This is a genomic window from Pseudoalteromonas sp. BSi20495 (genome assembly GCF_000241185.1).
In the GTDB taxonomy this organism is placed as follows: Bacteria; Pseudomonadota; Gammaproteobacteria; order Enterobacterales; family Alteromonadaceae; genus Pseudoalteromonas; species Pseudoalteromonas fuliginea.
The window spans coordinates 38,482-64,445 of record NZ_BADY01000010.1; the positions used below are offsets into that span (position 1 = coordinate 38,482).

Here is a 25,964-nt window from a genome sequence, read left to right on the forward strand (position 1 = left end):
TAATAGATGCTTAAAACACCTTTGAAAATCACAACAACGTTACTTAAATTTACTGCAATTGCAGGCGCCTGCACACTTGCACTATCAGCACATGGGAAAACACAACTTCAATACACAGAACAGCAAAAATTACATGATATAGCAGCTCAAGTATCAGCCGAACGTATTGGTAGTGACATTCAAACGCTGGTGGATTTCGGTACTCGCCATACGCTTTCAGAAACTAAATCGGATACTCGAGGCATTGGTGCGGCTAGGCGTTGGATAAAAAAAGAATTTGAAAAAATATCAGCGCAGTGTGGTGGTTGTCTGGAAATTATTGAAGTGAAGGACACTATATCGGGCGAAAAACGCATTTCGAATCCTGTTGAAGTGGTTAACATAGTGGCTATTCAACGTGGGTCAAGCGAGCCGAATCGCATGGTGATGATGTCGGGCGACATAGATTCACGTGTAAGTGATGTTATGGACTTTACGAGTGATTCACCTGGAGCAAATGATAACGCATCAGGCGTGGCAGGTGTAATAGAAGCTGCTCGTGTTTTAAGTAAATACAAATTTAATGGATCGGTAGTTTACGCGGCGCTTTCGGGCGAAGAGCAAGGTTTGTTTGGTGGGAAAATATTAACGGCTTACGCGCAAAAGCATGACTGGCAAGTTCATGGCGTTTTAAACAACGATATGATTGGCAATATTACCGGTATTAATGGGGTAACCGATAATACAACTGCACGTATATTTTCAGAAGGTACCCGTGTTGTAGAAACAAAAGAGCAAGCTAATACTCGCCGCTTTAGAGGTGGTGAAGTTGATTCTGCGAGTCGTAATTTAGCGCGCTACATAGATACTATTGCGGATAGATACATTCCTAATTTAGATACAATGCTTGTATATCGATTAGATAGGTTTGGCCGTGGTGGGCATCATCGTCCATTTAACGATGCAGGTTTTGCCGCAGTGCGTATTATGGAAACTAACGAGCATTACGATCGCCAGCATCAAGATTTACGCACCGAAAATGGGGTTGAGTATGGTGATACTATTGAAGGCGTTGATTTTGACTATACGGCCAAGTTAACTTCACTTAATGCGGTAACGATGGCATCAATGGCGTGGGCACCTGCACCGCCAAAAGAAGTTAAAATAACAGGAGCAGTTACAGCTGATACGTCGTTTTCATGGCAAAAAAGCAGTGATGAAAATATTGCGGGTTACAAAATTTATTGGCGTTACACGAGCGAGCCGCAATGGCAGTTTAGTAAATACGTTGGCAGGGTTTCAGAGTTCACACTTAAAAATGTAGTGATTGATAATTATTACTTTGGTGTAGCCTCTGTTAGTAAAGACGGTGTTGAGTCTCCAGTAGTTTTTCCGGGTGATGTAGGTTCGTTTGATCACAATATAAAATAGTAGTTTGGCTGAAAATTCAGCAAACAGAGCGCTTGAAGGTGTAAACGGCCATTTTATACTTGCACCTTATTTACTAAGCCCTTAGAGTGTAAAAAAAGAAGTAAAAGGTTATTAAAAATGCAGCAACAAGAAAAAAAACCGTTAACAGCACAAGAGCAAGCTTTAGCTGAGCAACAACGTGTTGCATGGCAGCGTGAATGTTTTCAGGCAGCGCAAAAGCACTTAGCTGAAAAGGGCATTATGCCAAAATCAGTAGTTGATAAAGATAGCCGATTTTTAGCGCCACTTTGCGCAATGTGGAAATTTAAAGCACAAAATGGTAAAACATATTGGGTGGTAACAGGGCGGTTACCTACAGATCATGCTGAGGTTAGTGCGGCTACAGATGCCCGCGATGCAATGCGTTACTTTTCTTTGCAGTGGCAATTAAAAGCGGATCAAATTATGAGTACAGGCGCCCGTGACAAAACGCAGGTAGATTTTGCTAACTTACTTATAAATAGAGCACATGGCTTGTACGAAATGTATGAAAATGAACCTCTGTGGGCAAATGAGGCAAAGTAACTACAGTTTGGGTTAAGTAAAAAAGTAGAGGGTGATGGTTTATTTATTGCCCTTTTCTTAATCTAATGGACAAGTGTGAAAGGCGTTGTATTAAACGCCGAAACAGAGCATTGCATACGTTGCCTAGGAATTCCCGCCTCCATAAACACATTTCCTTGCTGAATAAAGCCATTTCGCTTAAAACGTTCTACTTCATCTAGAATACAATTAATACTGACAGCTTCTATCCCCTGATTTGATGCTAAATCAATAATGAAATTAAGAAGCGATTTATATACATTGCGGTTTCGGTGTGCGGGTAGTACAGCTATTCGACCAATTAAGCCATCAGTACATAATCGGCCTGTAGCAACGGGGCAGTGAGTGTCGTCTGTAACAAGTACATGCAACGCAAATTTATCTAGGCTATCAAATTCTATACGTTTAGGTATGTGTAATTCATAAACAAAAACACGCTCACGAATTAGTTGAAGCATATCCTTACGTATAGCCCATTCTACTTTATCAACTTGATAGCCCATGGCAAACTCCTAGTTAAACCAAATTCCCTCATTAACGAGTGTAGTAAAGGTTTGAATAAATACTAGGCTAGGTTTTAAAAATTTTAACTGTGAGGCTTCAAACTCGATATCGTCAGTTAGTAGTTTCACAGCAGCTAAGTCAGTTAATAACACAGTGTAATTTTCGCCGTTTACACTTAACAAAATGTTTTCTTCAAGCAATTGATAAATAGCGCGTGTGCCACCTAAGCGTTCAAACACAATGGTGTTATTAGTTAATGCATTCGTTATTTGCTCAGCTGAAAATGGCTCTTCAGCAGGCGCTAAGTCCATTTCATGTTTAGGTTGGCTTAAGGTTGTTCCTAGCCATTGTTTGAATAACGTGTCGTTTTCAAGCAGTCCTTGCATTAATGTTTTAACTTTAGTGACTTCAATATTATTAAGCTCACCTTTAGATTCTCTGAGTGTGAGATTACCATCGGTGTAGCGTTTTTGACCGCTTTCGGTATCAATAATATGATCGGCGAAGCTCGACAATAAATCTTGTTGATTAGGGGCTCTAAAACCAACTGAGTAATTGAGTGCATTTTCTACAGCGTAACCTTCGTGAGGACACCCAGGTGGAATATATAAAATATCACCGGGCTCTAATATGCAATCTATTACGGCTTCAAATGCTTCTACTTGCAGTAATTTTTTGTTTTGAGCAAACTGCTTAAGTGTCGGATCAGGCAAACCTACACGCCAATGACGTTTGCCTTCGCCTTGAATAATAAATACATCGTACTGATCTAAGTGTGGGCCAACACCACCATTAGGCGTTGAATAGCTGATCATTAAATCATCTATGCGCCAGTTGGGAATAAACCTAAAAGGTTCTAGTAGTTGTCCAGCATCTGGATGCCAGTGATCAACTGCTTGCACGAGTAAAGTGGAGTGATCGTCGGTTAACTGCTCAAAGTCTTCAAATGGACCTTGGTGCGTTTGCCAATCATTTTTATGATTGGTGATAATGCGTGACTCTATGCTTTCTTCCATTGCTAGGCCGGCAAGCTCATTAGCATCAAGTGGGTCTTGAAAATCAGTAAAACCTTGTTTGATTAAAAGCGGTTTTTTTTGCCAAAAATGGCTTAAAAACTCTTGCTCAGACAAATTATTTATTTTTAATTGATACATACATTATGCCTACTAGTTAGTGCAATGGGGTTAAAACAAAAAAAGCGAAAGGATGATCCTTTCGCTTTTTAAAAGAGTAATTTAGTTTTAAACTAAATCATCAATAAACTCAACAGCACGACCAATGTAATTAGCAGGTGTTAGTTTTTTCATTTCTACTTTGGCGTGCTCTGGAAGGTCAAGACCATCGATAAAGTCAGCCATTATTTCTTTGTTTACACGTTTACCGCGTGTTAAATCTTTAAGTTTTTCGTATGGCTTTTCAATGCCATATTTACGCATAACGGTTTGAATCGGCTCAGCGAGTAATTCCCAGTTTTGATCAAGCTCGTCAGCTAAACGTTGCTCATTTACTTCAAGCTTGCTTACACCTTTAAGTGTTGATTGGTATGCAATAATCGCATAACCCATACCTACACCTAAGTTACGTAATACCGTTGAATCGGTAAGGTCACGCTGCCAGCGAGAAACGGGTAATTTTTGTGCAAGATGAGCAAAAATAGCGTTTGCTAAGCCTAAGTTACCTTCTGAGTTTTCAAAATCAATTGGATTAACTTTATGCGGCATTGTTGATGAGCCAATTTCGCCAGCAATTGTTTTTTGCTTAAAGTGATTAAGGGCAATGTAGCCCCACATGTCACGATCAAAATCGAGCAATATAGTGTTAAAACGTGCAATTGCGTCAAACAACTCTGCAATATAGTCATGCGGTTCAATTTGTGTCGTAAATGGATTTAGTGTTAAACCTAAGCTTGATACAAACTTATCTGCGTGTGTATGCCAGTCGTAATCTGGGTATGCGCTAAGGTGAGCGTTGTAGTTACCAACAGCACCATTAACTTTACCTAACATTTCTACTTGTGCAATTTGGTCACGTTGACGTTTTAAACGCATGTATACGTTAGCAAACTCTTTACCCATAGTCGATGGTGTAGCAGGTTGCCCGTGTGTACGAGTCATCATTGGGATTGTTTTGTATTCAATTGCTTTTTCTTTAATTGCGCTTAAAAGTTCATCGCAATAAGGAAGTAAAACGTTTTTACGCGCTTCGCTTAGCATTAAACCATGAGATAGATTATTAATATCTTCTGAAGTACAAGCAAAGTGAATAAATTCGTTTATTGCGTGAAGCTCAGTGTTATCGGCGACTTTTTCTTTTAGTAGGTATTCAACCGCTTTAACATCGTGATTTGTCGTACGTTCAATGTCTTTAACGCGCTGTGCATCAGCTTCACTGAAGTTATCTACAATGGCGTTTAGAAGTGCATTAGCTTGTTCGCTAAATGCAGGCACTTCTTTAATATCGCTTGCTGCAGCTAACGCTTGCAACCAACGCACTTCAACAATTACGCGGTATTTGATTAAGCCAAATTCGCTGAAAATACTGCGCAGTTCAGTGGTTTTGCTGCCGTAGCGACCATCCACTGGAGAGATAGCCGTTAACGCTGAAAGCTCCATAATAACTCCTAAATTTTAGTTTGAACGATAGTTAAATTTTTGTTTTAGCAATGGCGAGTATTTTTCTTTTTGCAAAGAAAAAGTGACGGCGTTTACCGCCCATTTGTCGCCATAATACTGCACTTCTAATGCCGGCTAATAATAACGCACGGATTTTATTTTGAGTGAGCTGCTGTTTTAATAACTCGGGTTTACCATAAACCTGTATTCGGTGCCCAAGGGGGCTCAGCACCGACGAGTATATATCTGCTAAACCGGCAACAACGCTCTCGTCGGTAATAGCAAAATGATCTAAACGACGATGAATATCATCAATTCGTTTACCTAATTCGTTTAAGCTTTTGTCGTTTGCACTTAGTGCTCGCTCAAGCTGCATTAAGCCACCTACGTATTTTACTATTTCAACATCTTTTTGAGCACCTGCGGTTAGCTGCGCCATTAATGTTTTATAGCCATCACGTAAGTTGTCAGTACCTTGGTAAACATCTTCTGGCGAAGCCGGTGATGTTTGAATAATGCTTGAAAGTAATACTTCTAAGTCGTGCTCATTATTACTGCCGTACTGGGCAATTTTTTGAACTTGTTTAGCAACCTGGCACATGGCGGCAAGCGCCATGACTTGGTATTGATTCATTACTTGATCACCGAATCAATAATACCACCGCCTAAACACACATCTTCTGCGTAAAATACGGCAGATTGACCAGGTGTCACTGCTTTTTGTGGCTCGTCGAACAATACGCGGGCCATGCCGTCTTCACCTACAAGTAGGGTACAGCTTAAGTCTTCTTGGCGGTAACGTGTTTTTACTGTGCAGCGAGTGGTACCTTTAGGACCAATACGGTCTACCCAGTGAAGTTGGTTTGCATTAAGACCGTTGCTGTATAGGCGAGGGTGATCTTTACCTTGGCCCACAATAAGTACATTTCGCTCAAGGTCTTTATCTACTACGTACCAAGGCTCGCCAGAACCTTCTTTCATACCACCAATTAACAAGCCTTTGCGTTGTCCAAGTGTGTGGTACATTAAGCCTTCGTGCTCGCCTACGTTATTACCGTCAGTGTCTTCAATAACGCCAGGTTGTGCTGGTAAGAACTTTTGTAAAAAGTCTTTAAATTTACGCTCACCAATAAAGCAGATACCTGTGCTGTCTTTTTTATCGTGAGTGATTAGGTCTTGTTCTTCTGCTATGCGGCGTACTTCTGTTTTTTCGATATCGCCTACCGGGAATAAGGTTTGGCCGATATGTTCATGGCTTAGGGTATATAAGAAGTAGCTTTGATCTTTATTGTTATCAAGTCCGCGACACATAACGTATTTGTCATCGCGAAGCTCACGGCGAACATAGTGACCCGTTGCAATAAAGTCAGCACCGAGTGCTTGAGCCGCAAATTCTAAAAAGGCTTTAAATTTAATTTCTTTATTACACATTATATCTGGGTTAGGTGTACGACCTGCTTTGTACTCAGCTAAAAAGTACTCAAATACGTTGTCCCAGTATTCTGCTGCAAAGTTTACTGTGTGAAGCTCAATGCCTAACTTATCACACACTGCTTGTGCATCTTTTAAGTCATCAGCGGCAGCACAGTATTCATCATTGTCGTCTTCTTCCCAGTTCTTCATAAACAGGCCTTCTACTTGGTAGCCCTGTTGTTGTAATAAATATGCAGATACAGAAGAATCAACACCGCCGGACATGCCAACAATGACTTTAATGTGACTATTTTCGCTCATGAATAATTTCGCTTATACAGATTGCTGTTAACTTGGAAAGGCCGCGATTATAGCATGTATTTTGTTTGTGCTTAAAGAGCGTAGGGCGGCAAAGGACATAATTTGTCACTATTTTATTTGTATAACAAATAGCAAAGTAACCTTACGAAGTATTGTATAAATTAATTTATCTGTTTATTTAATTAAAAACGATACTTTGAAGCACCTATGGGTGCTTAAATTAATCGTTGTAAATTGTATCTAAACTCAAAGGTATCTTGTTTAAGCTATCTTCAATACATTTAAGGACTAAAGGGCTTCTAAGCGGTAGTGATTTTGTTTGCTCTAATGTATACCAGTTAGCGCTGATAATGTCGGTATCTATTGGCGTTGGCGCTTTTATATTATCAGGCGCTTCAAATAAGAAGCAAAATCGCAAATAGTGCACTCCATTTTCGGCATGCAAATTATACACACCTAAAAAGCCAATAGGCTCAAGCGCTAAGCCTGTTTCTTCAAGTAACTCTCTGCTTGCAGCTTGTGCAAGTGTCTCATTTTTCTCTAAATGACCCGCAGGTTGGTTGTAACAAATTTGCTTTGTAAATTTATCGCGCTCTTTTACAAGTAAAAACTCATTTTGCTTTTTTACTATTGCTGCAACCGTAACATGCGGTTTATGCATCAACTACGCCCTTAATTACTTTATATTCACCACAATTAATATCATCCAACGTATAGTTACCAATGCTATAGCGAATGAGGCGAAGAGTAGGGTGGCCAATATGCGCCGTCATGCGGCGGACTTGTCTGTTTTTACCTTCGTTAATGGTAATGCTTAGCCAAGTAGTGGGGATTGCTTTTCGTTCACGTACAGGCGGATTTCGCGCCCAAATTGTTGGTTCATCAATTATTTTAACGTTAGCGGGGAGTGTAAGTCCGTCTTTAAGTTCTACGCCATTACATAAATCATTAATTGATTCACTCGTTGGTTCACCCTCAACTTGTGCCCAGTAGGTTTTATTCGTTTTTTTATCAGGAGCAGTCAAGGTGTTTTGTAATTTTCCACAGTTTGTTAAAAGCAATAAACCTTCACTGTCTCTGTCTAACCTTCCTGCGGCGTATACTTCTTTAATCGGGATAAATTCTGCAAGCGTTTTTCTGTCTGCGTCATCTGTAAATTGGCATAGCACATCAAATGGTTTATTGAATAACACAATTTTTCTGTCTTTAGATGCTATTTGCGGCTTTATTTCTCTTTTACCAGATGGCGTTTTATTAAGTGCACTGCGAGAATAAGTACGCCCAGTACTTCTTTTAGGCTTGGCTTGTGTTGTTTGATTATTGCCTGATTTAGCTCTCATTATATGCACCTAGCTGGTTTTGGTAATCCAGCAATTTTTGTTGCTTGTTTAGCTGGGCCTTTAGGAAATAATTTATATAAATAAAGGCTATTACCTTTGTCCTCACCGAGTGCTTTAGCCATTGCTTTTACAAGCATTCTAATTGCTGGGCTGGTGTTATATTCAATGTAAAAACCACGAACAAAATTGATGACTTCCCAGTGTTGCTCACTAAGTGTGATGTTTTCTTGAGTAGCAATTACAGGCGCCAGCTCCTTTGACCATAAAGTATGGTCGAGCAAGTAGCCTTGTTTGTCGGTTTCAATCTGTTGGTTGTTAAATTCAAGCATGAGTTACCACGTAATTGATTGATTAGTTGATAAAGTGAGTGCCACAAAGTCTTCATAGCTAATTGCTTTATCGTTATCTGCTAACTTTATTGCACGTACTTGCGCGTCTTGTTCAAGTATTAACAGTGTATCTGCAAATTGTCTAAATTGTTTTTTTGCAAAGCAGGCATCACCAACAAGTAGTACCTTATCGCCTGATAAAATTAAATTCTCAAGCTGATTTGCCGAGTAATAGTTAAGCGGCTTTGAAAAAATATGTAACGTACTCATAGATTCACCACATGTTGCTGCGCTTTAATTAGTGTTTGTTGTTGACTAAAGTTAAGAGCTTTTGCCTCTATGAGTAAATCATGCTTATTTAAACCATAATCAAGCAATGATTTTTCACACACGAAAATGTTTTCAACATCATATATTTCGAGTGTTTTAATATTTTTAAAAAAATCTTTTAAGCCAATATGGTTTGGTTGTTGATGCTTTTTTAAAGCCAAAACAGCGGGGCCGCTAAATAGCCAACTTACATTTTGATCAACAGCAGCAAATATTAATGTCATATCAAGTGCATCACGAATATTTAAATCGTCAAATGGACTGCACTGACTCATTACTAATACATTGATCATTTAAATTGCACCCATTTGTCTGCGTCGCTTGCAAGCATTGCAAATTCAGCCAGCCCTGCGACGGTAAATACACCTGTATTATCAATATCTAAACCGCGCTTTTGCGCGGCGGTAACACACAGCATTAAATTTAGTTTTTGATCAGCGAGTTGCTGCCAAAGTGCTGAAATTTGAAGTTCGTCTGAGGATAAATCAAAGTGGGTAGATGCATGATAAATACCTTGCTGGTATAAAAAAATAGCATCAATGGTGTGCCCTTGGGCTAAACATGCATTCGCAAATTTAACTATGCGTTGCGTGGTATCGTGATCGGATGGTGGTGTATGTAATGAAAGAACAAAGCGTGCCAAAACAATTCCAATAAAAAAGCCCCAATAAAGGGGCTATTTTAACAGAACTATTTAATTAGTCATCACTTGCGCCAAGTAGAGCAAGCAAAGAAGTAAATAAGTTATATACGCTTAGGTATAAAGACACAGTTGCACGAATGTAGTTAGTTTCACCACCGTTTATGATTCGGCTTGTGTCAAATAAAATCAAACCAGACATAATCAATACAACTGCTGCATTAAGCACCATAAACATCAATGAACTGCCAATAAAAATATTAACGATGCTTGCTACAATCACAACAATTAAGCCAACAGTTAAAAAGCCACCCATGAATGAGAAGTCTTTTTTAGTATTTAGTGCATAAGCAGATAAACCAAAAAAGATAAGCGCTGTAGAACCTAAGGCTTGCATAATAAGCATTGGGCCATTAGGTAATGCAGCATAATGGTTAAGCAATGGACCTAAGCCAGCCCCCATTAAACCTGTGAAAGCAAACACCCAAAATACACCAGATGCTGTATCTGCTTTTTTATTTACAACAAATAATAAACCGAACGAAACGAGTGTAAACACAATTCCCATAAAGTAAGGTAATTGTAGTGCCATTGAAATACCGGCTGTAACTGCGCTAAATGCAAGTGTCATAGCTAGTAAAAAGTAGGTGTTTTTAAGTACCTTGTTTGTTTCAATGGTAGACATTACCGGTTTCGCGGTATTGTACGATTGATTAAACGCCATTGTAGAGCTCCTTTAAGTGAAACGTGTGTGTTTCGATAATTTAACTAAAATTAGATTACCAACTCTTATATGTTTGGGCAAACCTTTGTAGATCAATAGAGTTAAATATTTAAATAAAAGTTCATTAGCGATTAAATTAAAAACACTTTGTCTTAACTTTAAACAAATTAATTGTTTTTTAAGCACTTAAACAATTAATTTAAAAAAAAGCTTCACAAAAGGGATGGGTTTCCCTATTATGCAGGCCGTGCGGAGAGATGGCAGAGTGGTCGAATGCACCGGTCTTGAAAACCGGCATGGGTTTATAGCCCATCTAGGGTTCAAATCCCTATCTCTCCACCACTTATTTAATAGTGTGTGGTAATTAAAGTATCATTCATTTAAATAGTTATTAGTACACTCTTACTTTTAACTTAGCAGTATCGGAGAGATGGCAGAGTGGTCGAATGCACCGGTCTTGAAAACCGGCATGGGTTTATAGCCCATCTAGGGTTCAAATCCCTATCTCTCCACCATATAACAAAATAGCCCGCTAATTTAGCGGGCTTTTTTGTATCTATAGAAAACTAATACCAATCTGCTTATATATGGGGTCTATTTAACGTTAAGAAAATTACGCTAGAACTAGGCAAAAATTTTTATATCTAGTTGTTCTAAATAAAAAATTTTTAACGACGTTATAGTGCAATTTAATTCGTTAAATTGATCAAAGATTTATGCAGGTTGGTATAAAATGCATTATTGTTAAATAGAGTCTATATGGGCAGATTAGGGCCTTTTTATCTTTCGAGCTTGAATTTACAGTAGACTGTTTGGTTTTTGTTCAAGGCAGAGCCTATGTTATGTGGTTATTTCCCCATAAATAGGCGATAACGCAGCTCAAATGCCAAGCGTGCGCTGCTCTTGGGTTTGCCTACATATAGTATGTAGGTAAGGGGCGTGAGCAGGACGCGGATGTTTTACTCAATTTTTACTTATTCTTACATGAATGTAAGCCAGTAGGATAACGCAGGAGCAGTTACCAAGCCGACTAGGTATAAAAATTCGCCTAGTTATAGCGCAATTTCTTTATCGTTAAATAGACTTCATATATAAGCTAATTGGTATTACTTATCATTTTATATTTACTGAGAAAATGATAAGTAATTAGCGATGAATTTGTGGTATTTTATTAGCAAGCGTGTTTTAAAGGTATGTAAAATATGACGTTGTGGCTTAAAGATGATTTAGCGTCAAGAAAATTGGTTATATACAGGGCAATTTTATTTTCGATAGTAACTCTATTTATTCTATTCGTATTCCAACCTTTTGGTACAACCAACGATACTGAACCTTATAAATTACTCCGCCTTTCAGGCTACGGCTTAGTCACGTTTTGCGCTTTATTGCTTTCGGGTTTTATTGAGATCTTTTTAATTCGCTTAAATCTTAGCAATAAACTTCAAATAATAGTGACCCCCAGCCTTTATATTTTAATTACTGCTTTGTTTAACCACGGATATTTTGTTGTTGCTATGTTAGGGGCTTGGCATTGGCAAAACCAAATACTCTTCATTGTATATACATTAGCAGTGGGGTTATTCCCGATTAGTTTCATATTTGTTGTCAATCGTCATGCAAAGCATATGGTCTTAACAACTGAAAAAATACCGGTTGTTAAGACTAAACAGCGTGCTTGTGAAGAGGTAGAAAAAAATAACGTCCCCCCACATCGTCTAATAACACTTATTGGCGATAATAAAGGTGACAAGCTAACAATTGCGCTATCGGATATATTGTTTATTAAGTCAGCCGATAATTACTGTGAGCTCGCAACGATAGAAAACGATGTTGTTTCTCATAAATTGCTGCGTATAACGTTAACTGGTTTATTAAAACAATTACCCCAAAATACATTTTTATATCGCTGTCATCGGTCTTATGCAGTTAATTTACAATTAGTCGCAGTAAGTAAAGGGAATGCCGGAGGATTACAGTTATCGATGAACTCATTTGATTTCACAATTCCAGTTTCGCGAACTTATGTTGATGTCATTAAACAAGCCTTGTTGTTAACCCCTGATGTTTGTTGATGACCCCAAAAACATGTAGTTAGCACCTAAAAATGAAATTTAGCCCTAATTGATCGATTTCATAATTAGTGATTGCCATGATTAAGTTGAATTTAAAATTGTAACTTAAGAAGGTACGTATGAAACATACAATTAAAGCACTGCTACTAATCACCACATTTATATTTTGTCATTACATGATGAAAGAGTTCTGGGGGGATAACTGGGTAAGTGTCCTATCTGACCTTGATCAACAATCAGCCCTTTTGTTATTTCCTGCTAAATACTTGTTTATTTATGGGCCATTGTTAGTTGTGGCAACATTATTATTTAAACATGAGAGTTGGTACAACGTTTTAGGTGTCGACATTAAAGGTTTTCAACGTTATTTACTCGCAGCGGTAGTCTGTTGCACACCTATGGTGATAGGTTACGCTTATTTGAGTAACGCGCTAAACCTTTCAATTACGGGGATAATTACAGGTTCAATATACGCGGGAGTTTTTGAAGAAATAATTTTTAGAGCTGCTTTGTTCGGCGTGTTATTTCGTTTTTGTCGTTGGGGGTTTATTCCCGCCGCATTAATTAGCTCAACGATATTTGGTTTGGGTCATATTTATCAAGGACATGATGCTATTTCAGCTGTGATGGCTGTTGCAATTACAACAATCGCAGGAACTTGGTTTGCGTGGTTATTTTGCGAATGTGGATACCGTATTTGGTTTCCATTATGGATGCATATATTTATGAATGCGGCTTATGGCATATTTAGCATGTCAGGTGGTGCAGCAGGGGATTTAAAAGGCAATTTGTTCAAGGCAACTGCAATAATTTTAAGCATACTCTACGTAAACTTACTTATCCGTCGTGGTAAACCGCGCCAAATAACACTCTCTACACTATTTAAAAAACGTCCAGGTTTTTCGTCTCAGTATTATAAATTAGCAACACAAAACACTTAAAGGAGATAATAATGTTTGAATTATTTTTAATTATAATGATTTTTTTGTCGCCTTTTTTACTTTTAGTGCTAATTAAAAATTACTTTACCTATAAAACGACTACTAAAGAAAAATCACTTTTATTACAAGATAAAAATCAGAAAAATACGATTGTTATGCTGCAAAGAAAGTTAGACGTTTTAGCTGAAAGAGTCATAGTGCTTGAAGAGTTGGCGATAAATAAAAATATCGATTTATCACAAAAAATAGCTCAGTTGTAACTACTGAGCTATTTGTTATTTCTTTTAAAAACTGGGCTTTTATTACTTTATTAAATTACCTAGCTTATATGTTGTATGTTGTATGTTGTATGTTTTATCATCATAAGTTACGACCATAGTCTCTATTTCTAAGCTTTAGATCTTGGTGCATGCTTAATACATTAAATTTTATACGCTGTATTAAGGATTATTAGATGAAACATCAACTTGCAAAAAGCGTCGCGCTTTCATTATTGTCCCCAGTGATTGTTGGCAGTTTATTAGGTTTGTATTATGCACTAGCGTTGCAGGGTGATTTTCTATCAGTGTTCTTTCAACTATTGATGACAGCCATATCAAATGCACATATTGTAGGTTTAACAATGGCGGCTTTTTGTTGTGCCGGGTTATTTACTCATGTTTAAGTATTCAAAAGTTAATTATTCAGGTGTTTTAACACTTGGGTTATTAGGTGGGGCTATTTTTAGTTATCTATTAAGTGCTTCAACAGGCGAGATATTTTTAATTAATAGTGTGATGTCTGGATTCGCCGCAGGACTATTTTTATTTGGCCTTCGTAATTGTGCAAAAAAATAATCGCAGAATTATTGACCAAGCGCGCTGATAAACAGCGCAATTTCCTTTTTTTTACCCTTTAAAGGTTCCAATTTTTAACGACAAAGAGTACCTTTAGCTACTGTCTGTTTAATAAGAAGTAGTTTGGTATGCAAAAGTACGATTTTTACCAGTCATTAGTTAAGCAAACTGAATCACTAATAGCTGGTGAATCTAATGTAATTGCCAATTTGGCAAATATAAGCGCGTTATTATTTACCTCTTTAGAAGATGTGAATTGGGCGGGTTTTTACTTTATGGATTCTCCTACTGAATTAGTACTAGGCCCGTTTCAAGGTAATCCTGCATGCATTCGTATTCCAGTAGGAAAAGGAGTATGTGGAACTGCTGCGGCAACCGCTGAAACACAATTAGTTGAAGATGTTCACGCTTTTGACGGTCATATTGCCTGTGATGCGGCGTCAAATTCTGAGATTGTTGTACCTATCTTGAAAAATGGTAAAGTATTTGCTGTTCTTGATATTGATAGTCCAAGTGTTGGTCGATTTGATACTGACGATAAAGCCGGACTTGAAGCGCTAGTGAAATGCTTAGAGGCGAGCCTGTAATGAAAGATTTGCTAAATGTTCAAGACTACCTGTTTGCTGTGCAAGATGTTGGCGACTGGGAAGGCGAAGAAGAACATGTAGCGGAAACGCTCAATGATTTGATTCATATTGCCTGGGATCGTCTTCCGGACGATTCTGAATGTGAATTTATTGATGAAACGATTAATGGTATTTGGGAACACCTTCGAGGCGATATGGCTGTAATAGAAGCCGACTTTGAAGAGCTGGTCGACTGGGTAACACACTACGTCGATTCGTCCCTTGATGAAAAGATGTGAAAAATAGGTTCTAAAATGGAAACCACAAACAAGCTAAAAGATATTAACGAAGTATTGGAATTTTTGTATCAAGAATTCCCACAATGTTTTAAACAAAAAGATGGCATCAAACCGCTTAAAGTAGGTATTTTCAAAGATATCGCTGAGCGTATTGAAGGCTCTGACAAAGTAAGCAAGACTCAAGTTCGTCAAGCGCTCAGAAAATACACGTCTAACTGGCGTTATTTAGAAGCGGTAACTAAGTCAGAGTTTCGTATTGATCTTGATGGTAATCAAGGTGAAAAAGTTGAGCAAGAGCATATCGACCATGCACAAAAAGCATTGGAAGAAAGCCGCGCTAAAATGGCAAAACGTAAAAAACAACAACGTCCACGCCAAGACTCAGATTCTAAATCTTTTAAGAAAAAACCAGCGCATGCTAGTAAAACAGGTGATAAAAACGCTTCTGCAGCTAATAAACCTGCCAAAGCAGCTCCTGCTAAACGTTCAGGAAAAATTGAACCTTTACCAGCTACTGAGGTCAAGGTTAATAATAAGGTTAAGGTTAAACTTGGCCAAGCACTTGTAAATGCAGTAATCACTGAAGTGAACAAAGATGACGTTCATGTTGAATTAGTGACAGGCATGCAAGTTAAAACCAAAGCTGACAGTTTATACATCGTTTAAACTGTAAATAAATTAAGGAGTTTGTATGAGTAAAAAGTTTACGCTCATTCCGTTAGTTGCTGCCCTGTTTTCAGGTTCATTATTTGCTGCTGTAGAAGCCGTCACTATTGACGATTTACCACTGCTCAAGCAAGAAAGTCAACATGGTACTGCCAGCAAACGCGTGGCTAGCTTATTTACTCGTTCACACTATATCCCGGTTCGATTTAACGATGAGCTTTCTAGTAAAGTGTACGATCGTTATATCGAATCCCTTGATTTTAATAAAAGCGTATTTTTAGCAAGCGATATTGCTTCTTTTGAGCAATACCGCGATGACTTTGATAACGCTATAACTACCGGCAAATTGGGTTTCACATTTGATATCTTTAATTTAAGCCTTAAACGCCGTTTTGAACGCTACGAGTATTCACTGGCATTACTTGAAAAAGAAATGACCTTTGATAAAGAAGATGAATACTTTTTTGATCGTGAAGATGCTGCGTGGCCTGTATCTCAAGCCGAGCTTGATGAAATTTGGCGCGAACGTGTTAAGTACGATGCATTGCGTTTAAAAATGACGGGTAAAGATTGGGAAGGCATTAAAAAAGTGCTTACCAAACGTTATAAAAATGCAGAAAAGCGTTTAGTGCAATCAAATCCAGAAGATGCATTTCAATTAGTATTAAATTCTTTAGCACGCAGTATTGAGGCGCATACGTCTTATTTATCGCCGCGTCGTGCTGAACAATTTAAAATGGATATGGACCTAGAGCTCGAGGGCATAGGTGCAGTATTGAGTCCAGATGAAGATTACACAGTTATTCGCAGTTTAGTACCTGGTGGTCCTGCGGATAAAACAGAGCAAATTAAAGCCGATGACCGAATTATTGGTGTTGCTCAAGATGGTGAAGAATTTGTTGATGTTATTGGCTGGCGCTTAGATGACGTTGTTGATTTAATTAAAGGCCCTAAAGGTACTAAAGTACGTCTTCAGTATTTAAAAGGCGCTGATGCTCACGGCACACCAAAAGTTGTTGAAATTACCCGTGATAAAATCAGATTGGAAGACAGAGCCGCTAAATCAGAGGTCTTTGAAGCTAAATATTCAGATTTAACAAGCAAAGTGGGTGTGATTGAAATCCCTGGCTTTTACAATAATCTTTCGAAAGATGTAAAAGTTGAACTTGCTAAGCTTAAAGAGCAAAAGGTTGATGGGATTATTATCGATCTACGCCAAAATGGTGGTGGTTCATTATATGAAGCTACCCAGCTTTCGGGATTGTTTTTTGACCAAGGACCTGTAGTTCAAATACACACTTTAAATAACCGTATTGAAGAACAAAGAGACCGCGATGGCATTACCTATTATGATGGTCCACTTACGGTATTAGTTGATAGATACAGTGCGTCAGCATCAGAAATATTTGCAGCGGCAATGCAAGATTATGGCCGCGCAGTTATTATTGGTGAGCAAACCTTTGGTAAAGGCACGGTTCAACAGCACAAAGGCTTAGGCCGTGCTTACGACTTGTATGATAATGCATTGGGTAGCGTGCAATATACAATTGCTAAATTTTACCGCATCAATGGTGGTAGTACGCAACACAAGGGTGTGATTCCAGACATCTCGTTTCCATCAGCAATCGATCCTGCAGAATGGGGCGAAAGTAAACAAGACAATGCACTGCCTTGGGATAGCATTGTTAAAGCGAAATATAAAAAACTTGGTAATTTAACGCCAGTTATTACCTATCTTGAGAAGCAACATGAGGTACGAATTAAATCAGAACCTGAGTTTGGCTATGTATTTAATGATATTGCCTTATACAACAAAGAGAAAGATCGTAAAACGATCTCTTTAGTTGAATCAGACCGCATTAAAGAAAAAGACGAAGGTGAGGCACGTGCACTTGTACGTACTAATGAACGTCTTAAGCGTTTAGGTAAAGATCCGGTAGAAAACTTAGATGATTTACCTGAGGTTATTGAAGAGCTTGACCCATTTTTAGAAGAAGCTGCTTTAATTACCCAAGATTATATTAACTATGGTCGCATAGCTAAGAAGTAACCGCTGGTTTTACCTCTATAAAAAAGGCGCTTTTGCGCCTTTTTTGCTACCTATAATTTACTAAATTGTTATAATCTCCCATTACATAAAGTTGAGCTAGATCATTAAAGTTCAATTAATGCGCTTTACGTGCTAAAAATAATAATTAAACACACATTGAGTGTGTAGGAGTCTCTACTTTGAAGCCATTGGAAGATAAACCAATCAAGCCTGCCTCGTTTTTTGATGCATTAGTTCCTATCTCTGTATTAATTTGCCTACTCGGCGCTGCCGTATACTTATTTGGTGATAATTCTTCATCAGGTCCTAACCAGATTGCACTTTTGTTCGCAACTTTTGCAGCTGCTTTAATTGGTCTTAAAAATGGTTATACTTGGAAAAAGTTAGAGCAAGCAATGATTGAAGGCATAACGCTTTCACTTGGTGCTATTCTAATTTTACTCATGGTAGGTGCATTAATTGGTACTTGGTTACTATCAGGAACTGTACCGACCTTAATTTATTATGGCTTACAGGTTATCAATCCGAGCTGGTTTTATGCAGCTAGCTGCTTAATTTGTGGCATTGTTGCAATGAGTATTGGTAGTTCGTGGACTACGGCTGCAACAATAGGTGTTGCTTTACTTGGCGTAGCAACCGGTCTTGGGCTTGAACAAACAGTAACAGCCGGCGCGGTTATATCGGGCGCGTACTTTGGTGATAAGTTAAGCCCACTGTCAGAAACTACAAATCTTGCACCTGCAGTTGTTGGGGCTGATTTATTTGAGCATATCCAACATATGTTATGGACGACAGTACCTAGCTTTGTTATTGCACTGATTATATTTATATTTATGGGTTTTAATGCAACGGCTTCAAGTGAAGCAGGGCGTATTGACGAAATTACAGCTATTTTACAACAAAATTTTAATATTGGTTTTGAAATGCTAATACCACTAATTGTATTGTTAGTTTTAGCAATTAAAAAAATGCCAGCCTTTCCTGCTATCTCTATTGGTGCTGTTGTGGGCGCTGTTTGGGCCATGTTGTTTCAATCTGATTTAATTGCTAGCCAAATTGATGTCTCTCAAGGACAGTTAGTAGGCTACTTTAAGCTTGTTTGGACCACTTTTTTTGACGGTTTTAGTATAAACACCGGCGATGATAAAATGGACTCGCTACTTAGTGGTGGTGGTATGGCTGGAATGCTTACAACGACCTGGCTTATTATGACCGCACTTATGTTTGGCGCTATCATGGAAAAAACAGGTCTTCTTGATATTTTTGTTAAAAGTATTCTTAAAATAGCTAAAAGTACGGGATCGTTAATTGCGGCAACAATAGCAACGTGTATTGGTACTAACGTGATAGCTGCTGATCAATATATTGCTATTGTTGTACCCGGTCGTATGTTTAAAGATGAATATAAAAAACGTGGTTTGAAGCCTGTTAACTTATCTCGTACATTGGAAGATGGCGGTACAATTACCAGCCCACTAATTCCGTGGAACACTTGTGGCGCTTACATGCAAAGCGTTTTACTCATAAATCCGTTTGACTATGCACTGTACGCTTTCTTTAATTTAATTAACCCTGTATTAGCGGTTGTTTATGCCTATTTAGGTATTAAAATTTTACGTATCACACCAAAACAATCGGCCTAATTTTAAACAGCTCTTTTAAATTTAAAGGAGCTGTTTTGGAGCATCTATGACTGAATCAAGTAAACCTCAAGCACAATATCTTAAAGACTACAAAGCCCCAGACTTTTTAATTGACCACACTGAGCTAACATTTGACTTACAGCCATTAACAACGAAGGTAAGTTCCTTATTAACACTTACACGAGTAGGTGATAACAAAGCACCCTTAGTGCTTGATGGTATTGATTTACGCCTGCTCTCTTTATCAATTGATACTGTTGATATAACGGATTATGAAATTATTGGCGAGCAACTAATAATTAATAATCTACCGGATAGTTGCCAATTAAGTATTGTCACCGAGATATCACCTGAGACTAATACTTCACTAGAAGGTTTATATTTATCAGGTGGTGCGTATTGCACGCAATGTGAGGCTCAGGGGTTTAGAAAAATAACCTATTACATGGATCGCCCCGATGTTTTATCTACATTTGATGTGACCGTAATTGCAGATACAAAATTTTCTCAGCTCCTATCTAATGGTAATCAAGTAGACAGTGGTGAAACTCAAGATGGGCGTCATTTTGCTAAATGGCAAGACCCGTTTAAAAAGCCAAGTTATTTGTTTGCTTTGGTTGCTGGTGATTTTGATGTATTAAAAGACAACTATATTACTCAAAGCGGTAAAAATGTTGAACTTGCTCTATTTGTAGATAAAGGTAATTTATCTAAAACACCACATGCTATTGCCTCACTTAAAAAAGCAATGCAGTGGGATGAAGCGCGTTTTAATTTAGAATATGACCTAGATATTTATATGATTGTAGCCGTTGATTTTTTCAACATGGGTGCAATGGAAAATAAAGGTTTAAACATATTTAATAGTAAATGTGTTTTAGCCAACCAAGAAACAGCGACAGATAAAGACTATCATACGATTGAATCTATAGTAGGGCATGAGTATTTCCATAACTGGACAGGTAATCGAGTAACGTGCAGAGATTGGTTTCAGTTATCGCTTAAAGAAGGTTTAACTGTATTTAGGGATCAAGAGTTTAGTAGTGACTTAGGCTCTCGTGCGCTTAATCGAATTGACGCTGTAAAAGTAATGCGCACACACCAGTTTAGCGAAGATGCTGGCCCTATGGCTCATCCTATTCGTCCAGAAAAAGTTATTGAAATGAATAACTTTTACACGGTTACTGTGTACGATAAAGGCGCCGAAGTAATCCGAATGATGCATACATTATTAGGCGAGCCAAACTTTCAAAAAGGTATGGCACTCTATTTTGAGCGCCATGACGGACAAGCTGTTACTTGTGATGATTTTGTAAGTGCAATGAGCGACGCATCAGGCGTTAACTTAGATCAGTTTAAACGTTGGTATAGTCAAGCAGGTACATCTCGTTTAAATGCTATTCAAAACTTTGATCTGGATTCAAATACATACAGTTTAACAATTGAACAATTTGCACCGCTGAACCAGCAAGGTAATGCACCTTTGCACATTCCATTTGCAATTGAACTGTTAGATGTAAATGGACAAAGTATTGAGCTTGAGTACCAAGGCGAAAAAGTTAACCACGTTCTAAATGTAACTCAACCATCACAGACATTTCACTTTGATAATATGACTGCTAAACCTGTTGCAGTATTACTTGAAGACTTTTCTGCTCCATGTATTTTAAACCAAGAGACAGATGAACATGAGCTACTTCATATTATGCGTTTCGCACGCAGTGACTTTTCTCGTTGGGATGCACAGCAGCAGCTATTTATTAAAGCAATGAAAGCGAATCTAAACAGTGTTGAAAGTGTTGGGCTTAGTGATGAGATAATTAATGCGCTTCGTGGATTAGTTAATGAAAAACAGGGCGATCTAGCGCTTATTGCAGAGCTATTAAAATTACCAAGTTTTGATACGTTGGCTGCTGAATTTGAAGTAATTCCAGTAGATGAAATAGTCAATATTGCTGAGCAATTTGAAAGGCAAATAGCGGATGAGTTAACTAACGAGTTTATAACGTGTTTTGAATCGTTAATCGATGATGGCAGTGTAAATGCAAGCGCCGTTGCAATTCGGTCTTTAAAGCAGCTATGCCTTCATTACCTTGCTAAAACTAATGACCCGCACGCTGCTGATTTTATTAAACATGCTGCAAGCTCAAAAAATATGACGAATGTTTTAGGTGCACTAAGTGCCGCTGTTAAAGCGTCACATGAGCTATGTGAAGAATTGTTAAACTACTTTGATAGTCAATGGCGTCACGATGTATTAGTAATGGATAAATGGTTTGCTTTGCAAGCGATGCAAACTGGTGACAATGCAATTGATAATATTAAGGCGCTTTACGAACATCCGTGTTTTGATTTTTCAAACCCCAATCGTGTACGAGCACTTGTAGGTAGCTTTAGCCATTTCAATACGTCTCAGTTTCATCGCCTTGATGGTAAAGGTTACGCGCTCTTAGGTGATTTACTCATTAAATTAAATGCTATAAACCCTCAAAATGCATCTCGTATGCTAACGCCGTTTATGTCGTGGAAGCGATACGATAATACACGTTCAACAGCAATGAGACTGCAACTAGAACGTTTAGCTAATTTAGATGGGTTAAGCGCCGATTTATTTGAAAAGGTTGAAAAAGCACTTAAGTAAATGATCGAATATTATTTTAATTTAAGATTGAGCTACAGCGAATGCATGGATTACTACCATGGTCGTTTTAGCTCATTGCAGGTTGTCGAAGATGGCGGGAAAACAGTGCGTTTTTCTGCTAATCACTTAAGGCCATTTATTACTAGCTTAGGTATAAGAGGGCGTTTCAGAATGTTATTAACCCTTGAAAATAAATTTATTCGTATTGAACGAGTGGCTTAGTACGCTGTTTTTATGTTATAAAATCATAAAATATTGTCTTTTTGTTAATTTCAATTTGTTCTATTGTTAAATTACGTGTATAAATTATCTGGTACGACGTCTTACCAATACGTAAACGTCAACCAGAATGAAAATATATAACAGATTGAATGCGACTATTTGTAATTTATCCATTTCGCTTCTATCGTTACGATTACACTAAAAACAATAACTTGATCACACAAAATGACCCGCGACAGGGGGGAACCAAAAATGATAAGAAGATCGCTTTTTGTTAAAAATAAAATCGCTATAGGTTTAGCAATCGCTAGCCTTGGTTTATCAACAGCTAATGTACAAGCTGCAACATTTGAAGCCGGAGGGTTTGATATTACCTTCGATTCAACCTTTTCATATGGGCAAAGTGTCCGTGTAGAAGACCGAGACTTTAGCTTAATTGGTAAAAGTAATAACCCGGCGTTTAACTGGGCAGGTTACAATCCTGCGTTAAGTAATACCGTTTATTCATCTCAAGATGTGTGGGCTCAACCAGGCTCTTACTCAAATAATGGTGACGCGGGTAATTTGAATTTCGATAGTGGTGATTCATTTTCTAAATTATTAAAAGGTACACACGACCTTTCAATAAATAAAGACAACTACGGTTTGTTTACACGTTTTATGTATTTTTATGATTTTGCCTTAATGGATGGCAATCATGCATATGCTAATCCTACATCAGGTCAAGGTGTTGACCCATGTGACGATAAAGATACTAAAGCACAAAGCTGCGCCGACATTCGTTTATTAGATGCGTTTGTTTGGGCTGATTTTGATTTAAATGACGGTAACAACCCATTATCAGTGCGTTTAGGTCAGCAAGTTGTTAACTGGGGCGAAAGTACGCTTATATCTCATGGTATTAATGTAAACCCTGTAGATATAGATCGTTTAAAAGCACCTGGTGCTGAGCTTAAAGAGGCATTTATTCCGGTGGGCATGTTATGGGCTTCATTGGGTATAACAGACAATATTACGCTTGAAGGTTTTTATCAGTATCAATGGCAAGAAACGCGTTTGCCTGCAGCAGGTACGTACTTTTCTACTAATGACTTTGCGGCAGAAAATGGTTATCAGCAAAATGTTCAGTTAGGTTTTACATCTAACCCTGATATTGATGTTGCATTTTTAACTGATAGTCTAAACAACCTAACATCTGACTTTGCTTTAGCGGCAGCTGCACAGGGGATTGATCCATCTAGTGCTGAAGGCAGTGCTTTACTTGCTCAAATGTACCTTGCTTACCCCACTAAAGTTGCACTTAAAGGTAAAGGCGGTAACGGTAAAACAGAACCTGAAGATGGCGGCCAATACGGTTTACGTTTAGGTGTATTTTTGCCTGAATTTAATGATACTGAAATTGCACTGTATCATGTGAATTATCATAGTCGTCGTCCGCTTATATCTGGTCGTGTATCAAACTTTACTCAAGCAGCTATTGCACAAGATTTAGCAATGATTATGACAACAGAAATTACGTCTGATAATGTTGCTGATTTAACTGCTTTCTCTAAAGCGGAAAACGATTACCCTGAAGATATCAAATTATACGGTTTAAGTTTTAATACCACGATAGGCGAAACAGCCTTTGCCGGTGAATTTGCTTTTCGTCAAGATGAACCACTGCAAATTGATGACGTAGAATTACTCTACACAGCAATGCCTGAACAGTTAGCTGTTGCGGGTATTCGTCCTGATTTTGCGGGTATTTCGCAAATGAGTTTTGGTGATGCTATAAGCTCAGTTGGCCCAGGTGAAGTTGCCCAAGGTTATATTGAACGTGATACATCACAGATTCAGTTCACTGCGACCCATTTATTTGGCCCTTCGTTAGGTGCTGATAGCTGGGCTGTTGTTGGTGAAGTGGGCGCTGTAAAAATTCACAATATGCCTGAATACGATGAAATGCGCTTAAATGTATCTGGCACTGGCCGAAGTGGAACAATTACGGGTCCAGGTACTACCGATTATTCAACGCTACAGCTTGGTTTATCAAATGGTGCTGAAGAAAAGTCTTTTGCAACCGCTTCTTCTTGGGGTTACCGCTTAATTGCTAAAGGTGATTATTTTAATCTCTACAATGGTATTAACTTTTCACCACGTTTTGTTTTCTCTCATGACGTAAATGGTAATACACCAGATCCTATGTTCTTGTTTATTGAAGACCGTAAATCTTTAGGTGCTACCATGAACTTTAATTACCAAAATGCATGGTCACTTGATGTGAGCTATAACTCATTTTGGGGCGGCGGTGGTGTTAATACATTCTCAGACCGCGATTACGTTTCTTTCAATTTAAAATATTCTATTTAGGGGTAACATTACTATGATTAAAAAACCTACCCTCATTGCTACTGCTTTTTGTAGCTTGTTTGCAAGCAGCGCGGCATTAGCCAAATTAAGTGCTGATGAAGTTGCTCACTTAGGCCAAGATTTAACGCCAATGGGTGCAGAAAAATCAGCCAATGCTGATGGTTCTATTCCTGCATGGAATAACGGGATTACATCTGCGCCAGCAGGTTATGAACCTGGTATGCATCATCTTGACCCGTTTTCAACAGATAAAGTGCTTTTCACTATTGATAAAAGTAATATTGAAAAATACAAAGCAAATTTAAGCCCCGGGCAAATTGCTTTATTTGAAGCGTATCCAGACACGTTCAAAATGCCAGTATACGAAACACGTCGTTCTGCTTCGTATCCTCAATTTGTTTATGATGCAACGAAAAAATTTGCAGCAACGGCAGAGCTAGTTGAAGGTGGTAACGGGATTAAAAATACTGCAATTGGTATCCCTTTCCCTATCCCTAAAACTGGTTTAGAGGCAATTTGGAATCACTTATTGCGCTATCGTGGCCAATCTATTGAGCGTTTTGGTGGACAAGCTGCACCAACCGCATCAGGTTCTTACAATTATGTTGGCTTTGATGAGCAATTATTAGTTAAATATTCAGACCCAAGCGCAACACCAGCTGAGCTACAAGACTCAAACATTTTGTTTAAGTTTAAACAAAAAGTAACAGAGCCTGCTCGTTTAGCGGGTACAGCGTTATTAGTTCATGAAACGATGGACCAAATATTAACACCACGCCAAGCTTGGACTTATAACTCAGGTCAACGACGTGTTCGTCGCGCACCTAACGTGGCATATGATGCACCAGGTACTGCAGCGGATAGCTTACGTACTACCGATGACTTTGATATGTTTAATGGCTCGCCTAATCGTTACAATTGGACGTTAAAAGGTAAGCAAGAATTATACGTACCGTATAACAGCTATAAGCTACATAGTGACAAACTTGAATATGATGACATTTTAAAACCAGGTCATATTAATCCAGAACATACGCGTTACGAAAAGCACCGTGTATGGGTTGTTGAAGCTAACTTGAAAGATGATACACGCCATATTTATAAAAAACGTGTATTTTACATTGATGAAGATAGCTGGCAGGTACAGGTCACTGATATTTATGATAACCGCGACCAACTTTATCGTGTAGCAATGGCTTATGGCCTTAACTATTACGAAGTACCTACACAGTGGAGTACGCTTGAGGTTTACCATGATTTGAACTCTCGTCGTTATTTAGCAATTGGTTTAGACAACCAAGAAAAAATGTACGATTTTTCACAGTCATTTAACGATAACGAATTTACTTCAAGTGCTTTACGTCGCGCAGGTAGATAGTATTAAACTAGGCACTTAACAATATGTTAAGTGCCTTTTCCTTTCTCATCGCGTTTGTCTTACAGCGCGCAACGCACTCCCTAGTAAAAAGAC

At 38.2% G+C, this 25,964-nt stretch carries 26 protein-coding genes, 2 tRNA genes and 1 pseudogene; 17 read left to right on the plus strand and 12 right to left on the minus strand.

Features of this window, described 5'->3' with window-relative positions:
- Window positions 1-6 precede the first annotated feature (6 nt).
- Entirely contained in the window at window positions 7-1,410 is a 1,404-nt protein-coding gene (locus P20495_RS18905; RefSeq protein WP_008133647.1) for a M28 family peptidase, read from the plus strand.
- Window positions 1,411-1,527: 117 nt separating this feature from the next.
- Window positions 1,528-1,974, plus strand: a complete 447-nt coding sequence (locus P20495_RS18900) for a DUF4826 family protein (RefSeq protein WP_008133649.1) — start codon at window positions 1,528-1,530, stop codon at window positions 1,972-1,974.
- 62 nt (window positions 1,975-2,036) lie between these two features.
- Here the strand turns inward: P20495_RS18900 and P20495_RS18895 are convergent, their stop codons facing one another.
- The 12 genes from P20495_RS18895 to P20495_RS18840 all read right to left on the minus strand — a co-directional run bounded on the left by P20495_RS18895 (window position 2,037) and on the right by P20495_RS18840 (window position 10,205).
- The gene (locus P20495_RS18895; RefSeq protein WP_007375704.1) at window positions 2,037-2,495 is read right to left on the minus strand and encodes a GNAT family N-acetyltransferase; all 459 of its coding nucleotides are present in this window, start codon (window positions 2,493-2,495) and stop codon (window positions 2,037-2,039) included.
- 9 nt (window positions 2,496-2,504) lie between these two features.
- Window positions 2,505-3,650 (minus strand): cupin domain-containing protein, encoded by a 1,146-nt coding sequence (locus P20495_RS18890; protein ID WP_008133652.1) that lies wholly within the window; start codon window positions 3,648-3,650, stop codon window positions 2,505-2,507.
- Window positions 3,651-3,737: 87 nt separating this feature from the next.
- Window positions 3,738-5,108, minus strand: coding sequence for an adenylosuccinate lyase (purB, locus tag P20495_RS18885; RefSeq protein WP_008133654.1), 1,371 nt, complete (start codon window positions 5,106-5,108; stop codon window positions 3,738-3,740).
- Window positions 5,109-5,139: 31 nt separating this feature from the next.
- The gene (gene hflD / locus P20495_RS18880; protein ID WP_008133656.1) at window positions 5,140-5,742 is read right to left on the minus strand and encodes a high frequency lysogenization protein HflD; all 603 of its coding nucleotides are present in this window, start codon (window positions 5,740-5,742) and stop codon (window positions 5,140-5,142) included.
- On the minus strand, window positions 5,742-6,842 hold the full coding sequence (gene mnmA / locus P20495_RS18875; RefSeq protein WP_008133658.1) for a tRNA 2-thiouridine(34) synthase MnmA: 1,101 nt from the start codon (window positions 6,840-6,842) through the stop codon (window positions 5,742-5,744). Before mnmA ends, hflD begins: the two co-directional genes overlap by 1 nt.
- Window positions 6,843-7,062: 220 nt before the next feature.
- Window positions 7,063-7,503, minus strand: a complete 441-nt coding sequence (locus P20495_RS18870) for an NUDIX hydrolase (protein ID WP_008133660.1) — start codon at window positions 7,501-7,503, stop codon at window positions 7,063-7,065.
- The gene (locus P20495_RS18865; RefSeq protein WP_008133661.1) at window positions 7,496-8,182 is read right to left on the minus strand and encodes a pseudouridine synthase; all 687 of its coding nucleotides are present in this window, start codon (window positions 8,180-8,182) and stop codon (window positions 7,496-7,498) included. Before P20495_RS18865 ends, P20495_RS18870 begins: the two co-directional genes overlap by 8 nt.
- Window positions 8,182-8,511, minus strand: a complete 330-nt coding sequence (locus P20495_RS18860) for a TusE/DsrC/DsvC family sulfur relay protein (protein ID WP_008133663.1) — start codon at window positions 8,509-8,511, stop codon at window positions 8,182-8,184. The genes P20495_RS18865 and P20495_RS18860 overlap by 1 nt, the downstream gene beginning before the upstream one ends.
- A 3-nt stretch (window positions 8,512-8,514) precedes the next feature.
- Window positions 8,515-8,781 (minus strand): DsrH/TusB family sulfur metabolism protein, encoded by a 267-nt coding sequence (locus P20495_RS18855; RefSeq protein WP_008133664.1) that lies wholly within the window; start codon window positions 8,779-8,781, stop codon window positions 8,515-8,517.
- A complete protein-coding gene (tusC, locus tag P20495_RS18850; protein WP_008133666.1) occupies window positions 8,778-9,134 on the minus strand; it encodes a sulfurtransferase complex subunit TusC in 357 nt (118 codons plus the stop codon). Before tusC ends, P20495_RS18855 begins: the two co-directional genes overlap by 4 nt.
- Complete coding sequence (tusD, locus tag P20495_RS18845) at window positions 9,131-9,484, minus strand: sulfurtransferase complex subunit TusD (protein ID WP_008133667.1); 354 nt, start codon at window positions 9,482-9,484, stop codon at window positions 9,131-9,133. Before tusD ends, tusC begins: the two co-directional genes overlap by 4 nt.
- A 55-nt stretch (window positions 9,485-9,539) precedes the next feature.
- Window positions 9,540-10,205 (minus strand): Bax inhibitor-1/YccA family protein, encoded by a 666-nt coding sequence (locus tag P20495_RS18840; RefSeq protein WP_008133668.1) that lies wholly within the window; start codon window positions 10,203-10,205, stop codon window positions 9,540-9,542.
- A 251-nt stretch (window positions 10,206-10,456) separates the two neighbouring features.
- Here P20495_RS18840 and P20495_RS18835 point away from each other — a divergent pair.
- From P20495_RS18835 to P20495_RS18775, 15 genes and pseudogenes are all read left to right on the plus strand, one after another.
- Window positions 10,457-10,547 (plus strand) — tRNA-Ser (locus tag P20495_RS18835).
- An 82-nt stretch (window positions 10,548-10,629) separates the two neighbouring features.
- Window positions 10,630-10,720, plus strand: a tRNA-Ser gene (locus P20495_RS18830).
- A gap of 687 nt (window positions 10,721-11,407) precedes the next feature.
- Window positions 11,408-12,277, plus strand: coding sequence for a LytTR family DNA-binding domain-containing protein (locus tag P20495_RS18825; RefSeq protein ID WP_008133669.1), 870 nt, complete (start codon window positions 11,408-11,410; stop codon window positions 12,275-12,277).
- Window positions 12,278-12,396: 119 nt separating this feature from the next.
- Window positions 12,397-13,218 carry a CPBP family intramembrane glutamic endopeptidase gene (locus tag P20495_RS18820; RefSeq protein WP_008133670.1) on the plus strand — a complete coding sequence of 274 codons (822 nt, stop codon included), beginning with the start codon at window positions 12,397-12,399 and terminating at the stop codon, window positions 13,216-13,218.
- Between the two features lie 11 nt (window positions 13,219-13,229).
- Window positions 13,230-13,478 (plus strand): hypothetical protein, encoded by a 249-nt coding sequence (locus P20495_RS18815; RefSeq protein WP_008133671.1) that lies wholly within the window; start codon window positions 13,230-13,232, stop codon window positions 13,476-13,478.
- Window positions 13,479-13,672: 194 nt separating this feature from the next.
- Window positions 13,673-14,054 (plus strand): annotated as a pseudogene (locus tag P20495_RS19990) (hypothetical protein).
- 128 nt (window positions 14,055-14,182) lie between these two features.
- Window positions 14,183-14,641 (plus strand): GAF domain-containing protein, encoded by a 459-nt coding sequence (locus tag P20495_RS18810; protein WP_007375721.1) that lies wholly within the window; start codon window positions 14,183-14,185, stop codon window positions 14,639-14,641.
- Window positions 14,641-14,919, plus strand: a complete 279-nt coding sequence (locus tag P20495_RS18805; protein ID WP_002961910.1) for a hypothetical protein — start codon at window positions 14,641-14,643, stop codon at window positions 14,917-14,919. The genes P20495_RS18810 and P20495_RS18805 overlap by 1 nt, the downstream gene beginning before the upstream one ends.
- A gap of 15 nt (window positions 14,920-14,934) precedes the next feature.
- Window positions 14,935-15,585 (plus strand): RNA chaperone ProQ, encoded by a 651-nt coding sequence (gene proQ / locus P20495_RS18800; protein ID WP_007375722.1) that lies wholly within the window; start codon window positions 14,935-14,937, stop codon window positions 15,583-15,585.
- A gap of 25 nt (window positions 15,586-15,610) precedes the next feature.
- The gene (prc, locus tag P20495_RS18795) at window positions 15,611-17,635 is read left to right on the plus strand and encodes a carboxy terminal-processing peptidase (protein WP_008133677.1); all 2,025 of its coding nucleotides are present in this window, start codon (window positions 15,611-15,613) and stop codon (window positions 17,633-17,635) included.
- Window positions 17,636-17,814: 179 nt separating this feature from the next.
- On the plus strand, window positions 17,815-19,278 hold the full coding sequence (gene nhaC / locus P20495_RS18790) for a Na+/H+ antiporter NhaC (protein WP_008133680.1): 1,464 nt from the start codon (window positions 17,815-17,817) through the stop codon (window positions 19,276-19,278).
- Between the two features lie 46 nt (window positions 19,279-19,324).
- Window positions 19,325-21,919 (plus strand): aminopeptidase N, encoded by a 2,595-nt coding sequence (gene pepN / locus P20495_RS18785; RefSeq protein ID WP_008133682.1) that lies wholly within the window; start codon window positions 19,325-19,327, stop codon window positions 21,917-21,919.
- Window positions 21,920-22,141: a DUF2835 family protein gene (locus tag P20495_RS19995; RefSeq protein ID WP_033014893.1), complete on the plus strand. Its 222-nt coding sequence runs from the start codon at window positions 21,920-21,922 to the stop codon at window positions 22,139-22,141. It abuts the gene before it with no gap.
- A gap of 252 nt (window positions 22,142-22,393) precedes the next feature.
- Entirely contained in the window at window positions 22,394-24,493 is a 2,100-nt protein-coding gene (locus P20495_RS18780; RefSeq protein ID WP_008133684.1) for a DUF1302 domain-containing protein, read from the plus strand.
- Between the two features lie 13 nt (window positions 24,494-24,506).
- Entirely contained in the window at window positions 24,507-25,871 is a 1,365-nt protein-coding gene (locus tag P20495_RS18775; protein WP_007375728.1) for a DUF1329 domain-containing protein, read from the plus strand.
- Window positions 25,872-25,964 lie beyond the last annotated feature (93 nt).

What these genes read in the sequence shown, in the direction of transcription:
- P20495_RS18905 (WP_008133647.1), top strand. Translation starts at nt 7, where the DNA reads ATGCTTAAAACACCTTTGAAAATCACAACAACGTTACTTAAATTTACT.
- P20495_RS18900 (WP_008133649.1), top strand. Translation starts at nt 1,528, where the DNA reads ATGCAGCAACAAGAAAAAAAACCGTTAACAGCACAAGAGCAAGCTTTA.
- P20495_RS18895 (WP_007375704.1), bottom strand. Translation starts at nt 2,495, where the DNA reads ATGGGCTATCAAGTTGATAAAGTAGAATGGGCTATACGTAAGGATATG.
- P20495_RS18890 (WP_008133652.1), bottom strand. Translation starts at nt 3,650, where the DNA reads ATGTATCAATTAAAAATAAATAATTTGTCTGAGCAAGAGTTTTTAAGC.
- purB (WP_008133654.1), bottom strand. Translation starts at nt 5,108, where the DNA reads ATGGAGCTTTCAGCGTTAACGGCTATCTCTCCAGTGGATGGTCGCTAC.
- hflD (WP_008133656.1), bottom strand. Translation starts at nt 5,742, where the DNA reads ATGAATCAATACCAAGTCATGGCGCTTGCCGCCATGTGCCAGGTTGCT.
- mnmA (WP_008133658.1), bottom strand. Translation starts at nt 6,842, where the DNA reads ATGAGCGAAAATAGTCACATTAAAGTCATTGTTGGCATGTCCGGCGGT.
- P20495_RS18870 (WP_008133660.1), bottom strand. Translation starts at nt 7,503, where the DNA reads ATGCATAAACCGCATGTTACGGTTGCAGCAATAGTAAAAAAGCAAAAT.
- P20495_RS18865 (WP_008133661.1), bottom strand. Translation starts at nt 8,182, where the DNA reads ATGAGAGCTAAATCAGGCAATAATCAAACAACACAAGCCAAGCCTAAA.
- P20495_RS18860 (WP_008133663.1), bottom strand. Translation starts at nt 8,511, where the DNA reads ATGCTTGAATTTAACAACCAACAGATTGAAACCGACAAACAAGGCTAC.
- P20495_RS18855 (WP_008133664.1), bottom strand. Translation starts at nt 8,781, where the DNA reads ATGAGTACGTTACATATTTTTTCAAAGCCGCTTAACTATTACTCGGCA.
- tusC (WP_008133666.1), bottom strand. Translation starts at nt 9,134, where the DNA reads ATGATCAATGTATTAGTAATGAGTCAGTGCAGTCCATTTGACGATTTA.
- P20495_RS18840 (WP_008133668.1), bottom strand. Translation starts at nt 10,205, where the DNA reads ATGGCGTTTAATCAATCGTACAATACCGCGAAACCGGTAATGTCTACC.
- P20495_RS18825 (WP_008133669.1), top strand. Translation starts at nt 11,408, where the DNA reads ATGACGTTGTGGCTTAAAGATGATTTAGCGTCAAGAAAATTGGTTATA.
- P20495_RS18820 (WP_008133670.1), top strand. Translation starts at nt 12,397, where the DNA reads ATGAAACATACAATTAAAGCACTGCTACTAATCACCACATTTATATTT.
- P20495_RS18815 (WP_008133671.1), top strand. Translation starts at nt 13,230, where the DNA reads ATGTTTGAATTATTTTTAATTATAATGATTTTTTTGTCGCCTTTTTTA.
- P20495_RS18810 (WP_007375721.1), top strand. Translation starts at nt 14,183, where the DNA reads ATGCAAAAGTACGATTTTTACCAGTCATTAGTTAAGCAAACTGAATCA.
- P20495_RS18805 (WP_002961910.1), top strand. Translation starts at nt 14,641, where the DNA reads ATGAAAGATTTGCTAAATGTTCAAGACTACCTGTTTGCTGTGCAAGAT.
- proQ (WP_007375722.1), top strand. Translation starts at nt 14,935, where the DNA reads ATGGAAACCACAAACAAGCTAAAAGATATTAACGAAGTATTGGAATTT.
- prc (WP_008133677.1), top strand. Translation starts at nt 15,611, where the DNA reads ATGAGTAAAAAGTTTACGCTCATTCCGTTAGTTGCTGCCCTGTTTTCA.
- pepN (WP_008133682.1), top strand. Translation starts at nt 19,325, where the DNA reads ATGACTGAATCAAGTAAACCTCAAGCACAATATCTTAAAGACTACAAA.
- P20495_RS19995 (WP_033014893.1), top strand. Translation starts at nt 21,920, where the DNA reads ATGATCGAATATTATTTTAATTTAAGATTGAGCTACAGCGAATGCATG.
- P20495_RS18780 (WP_008133684.1), top strand. Translation starts at nt 22,394, where the DNA reads ATGATAAGAAGATCGCTTTTTGTTAAAAATAAAATCGCTATAGGTTTA.
- P20495_RS18775 (WP_007375728.1), top strand. Translation starts at nt 24,507, where the DNA reads ATGATTAAAAAACCTACCCTCATTGCTACTGCTTTTTGTAGCTTGTTT.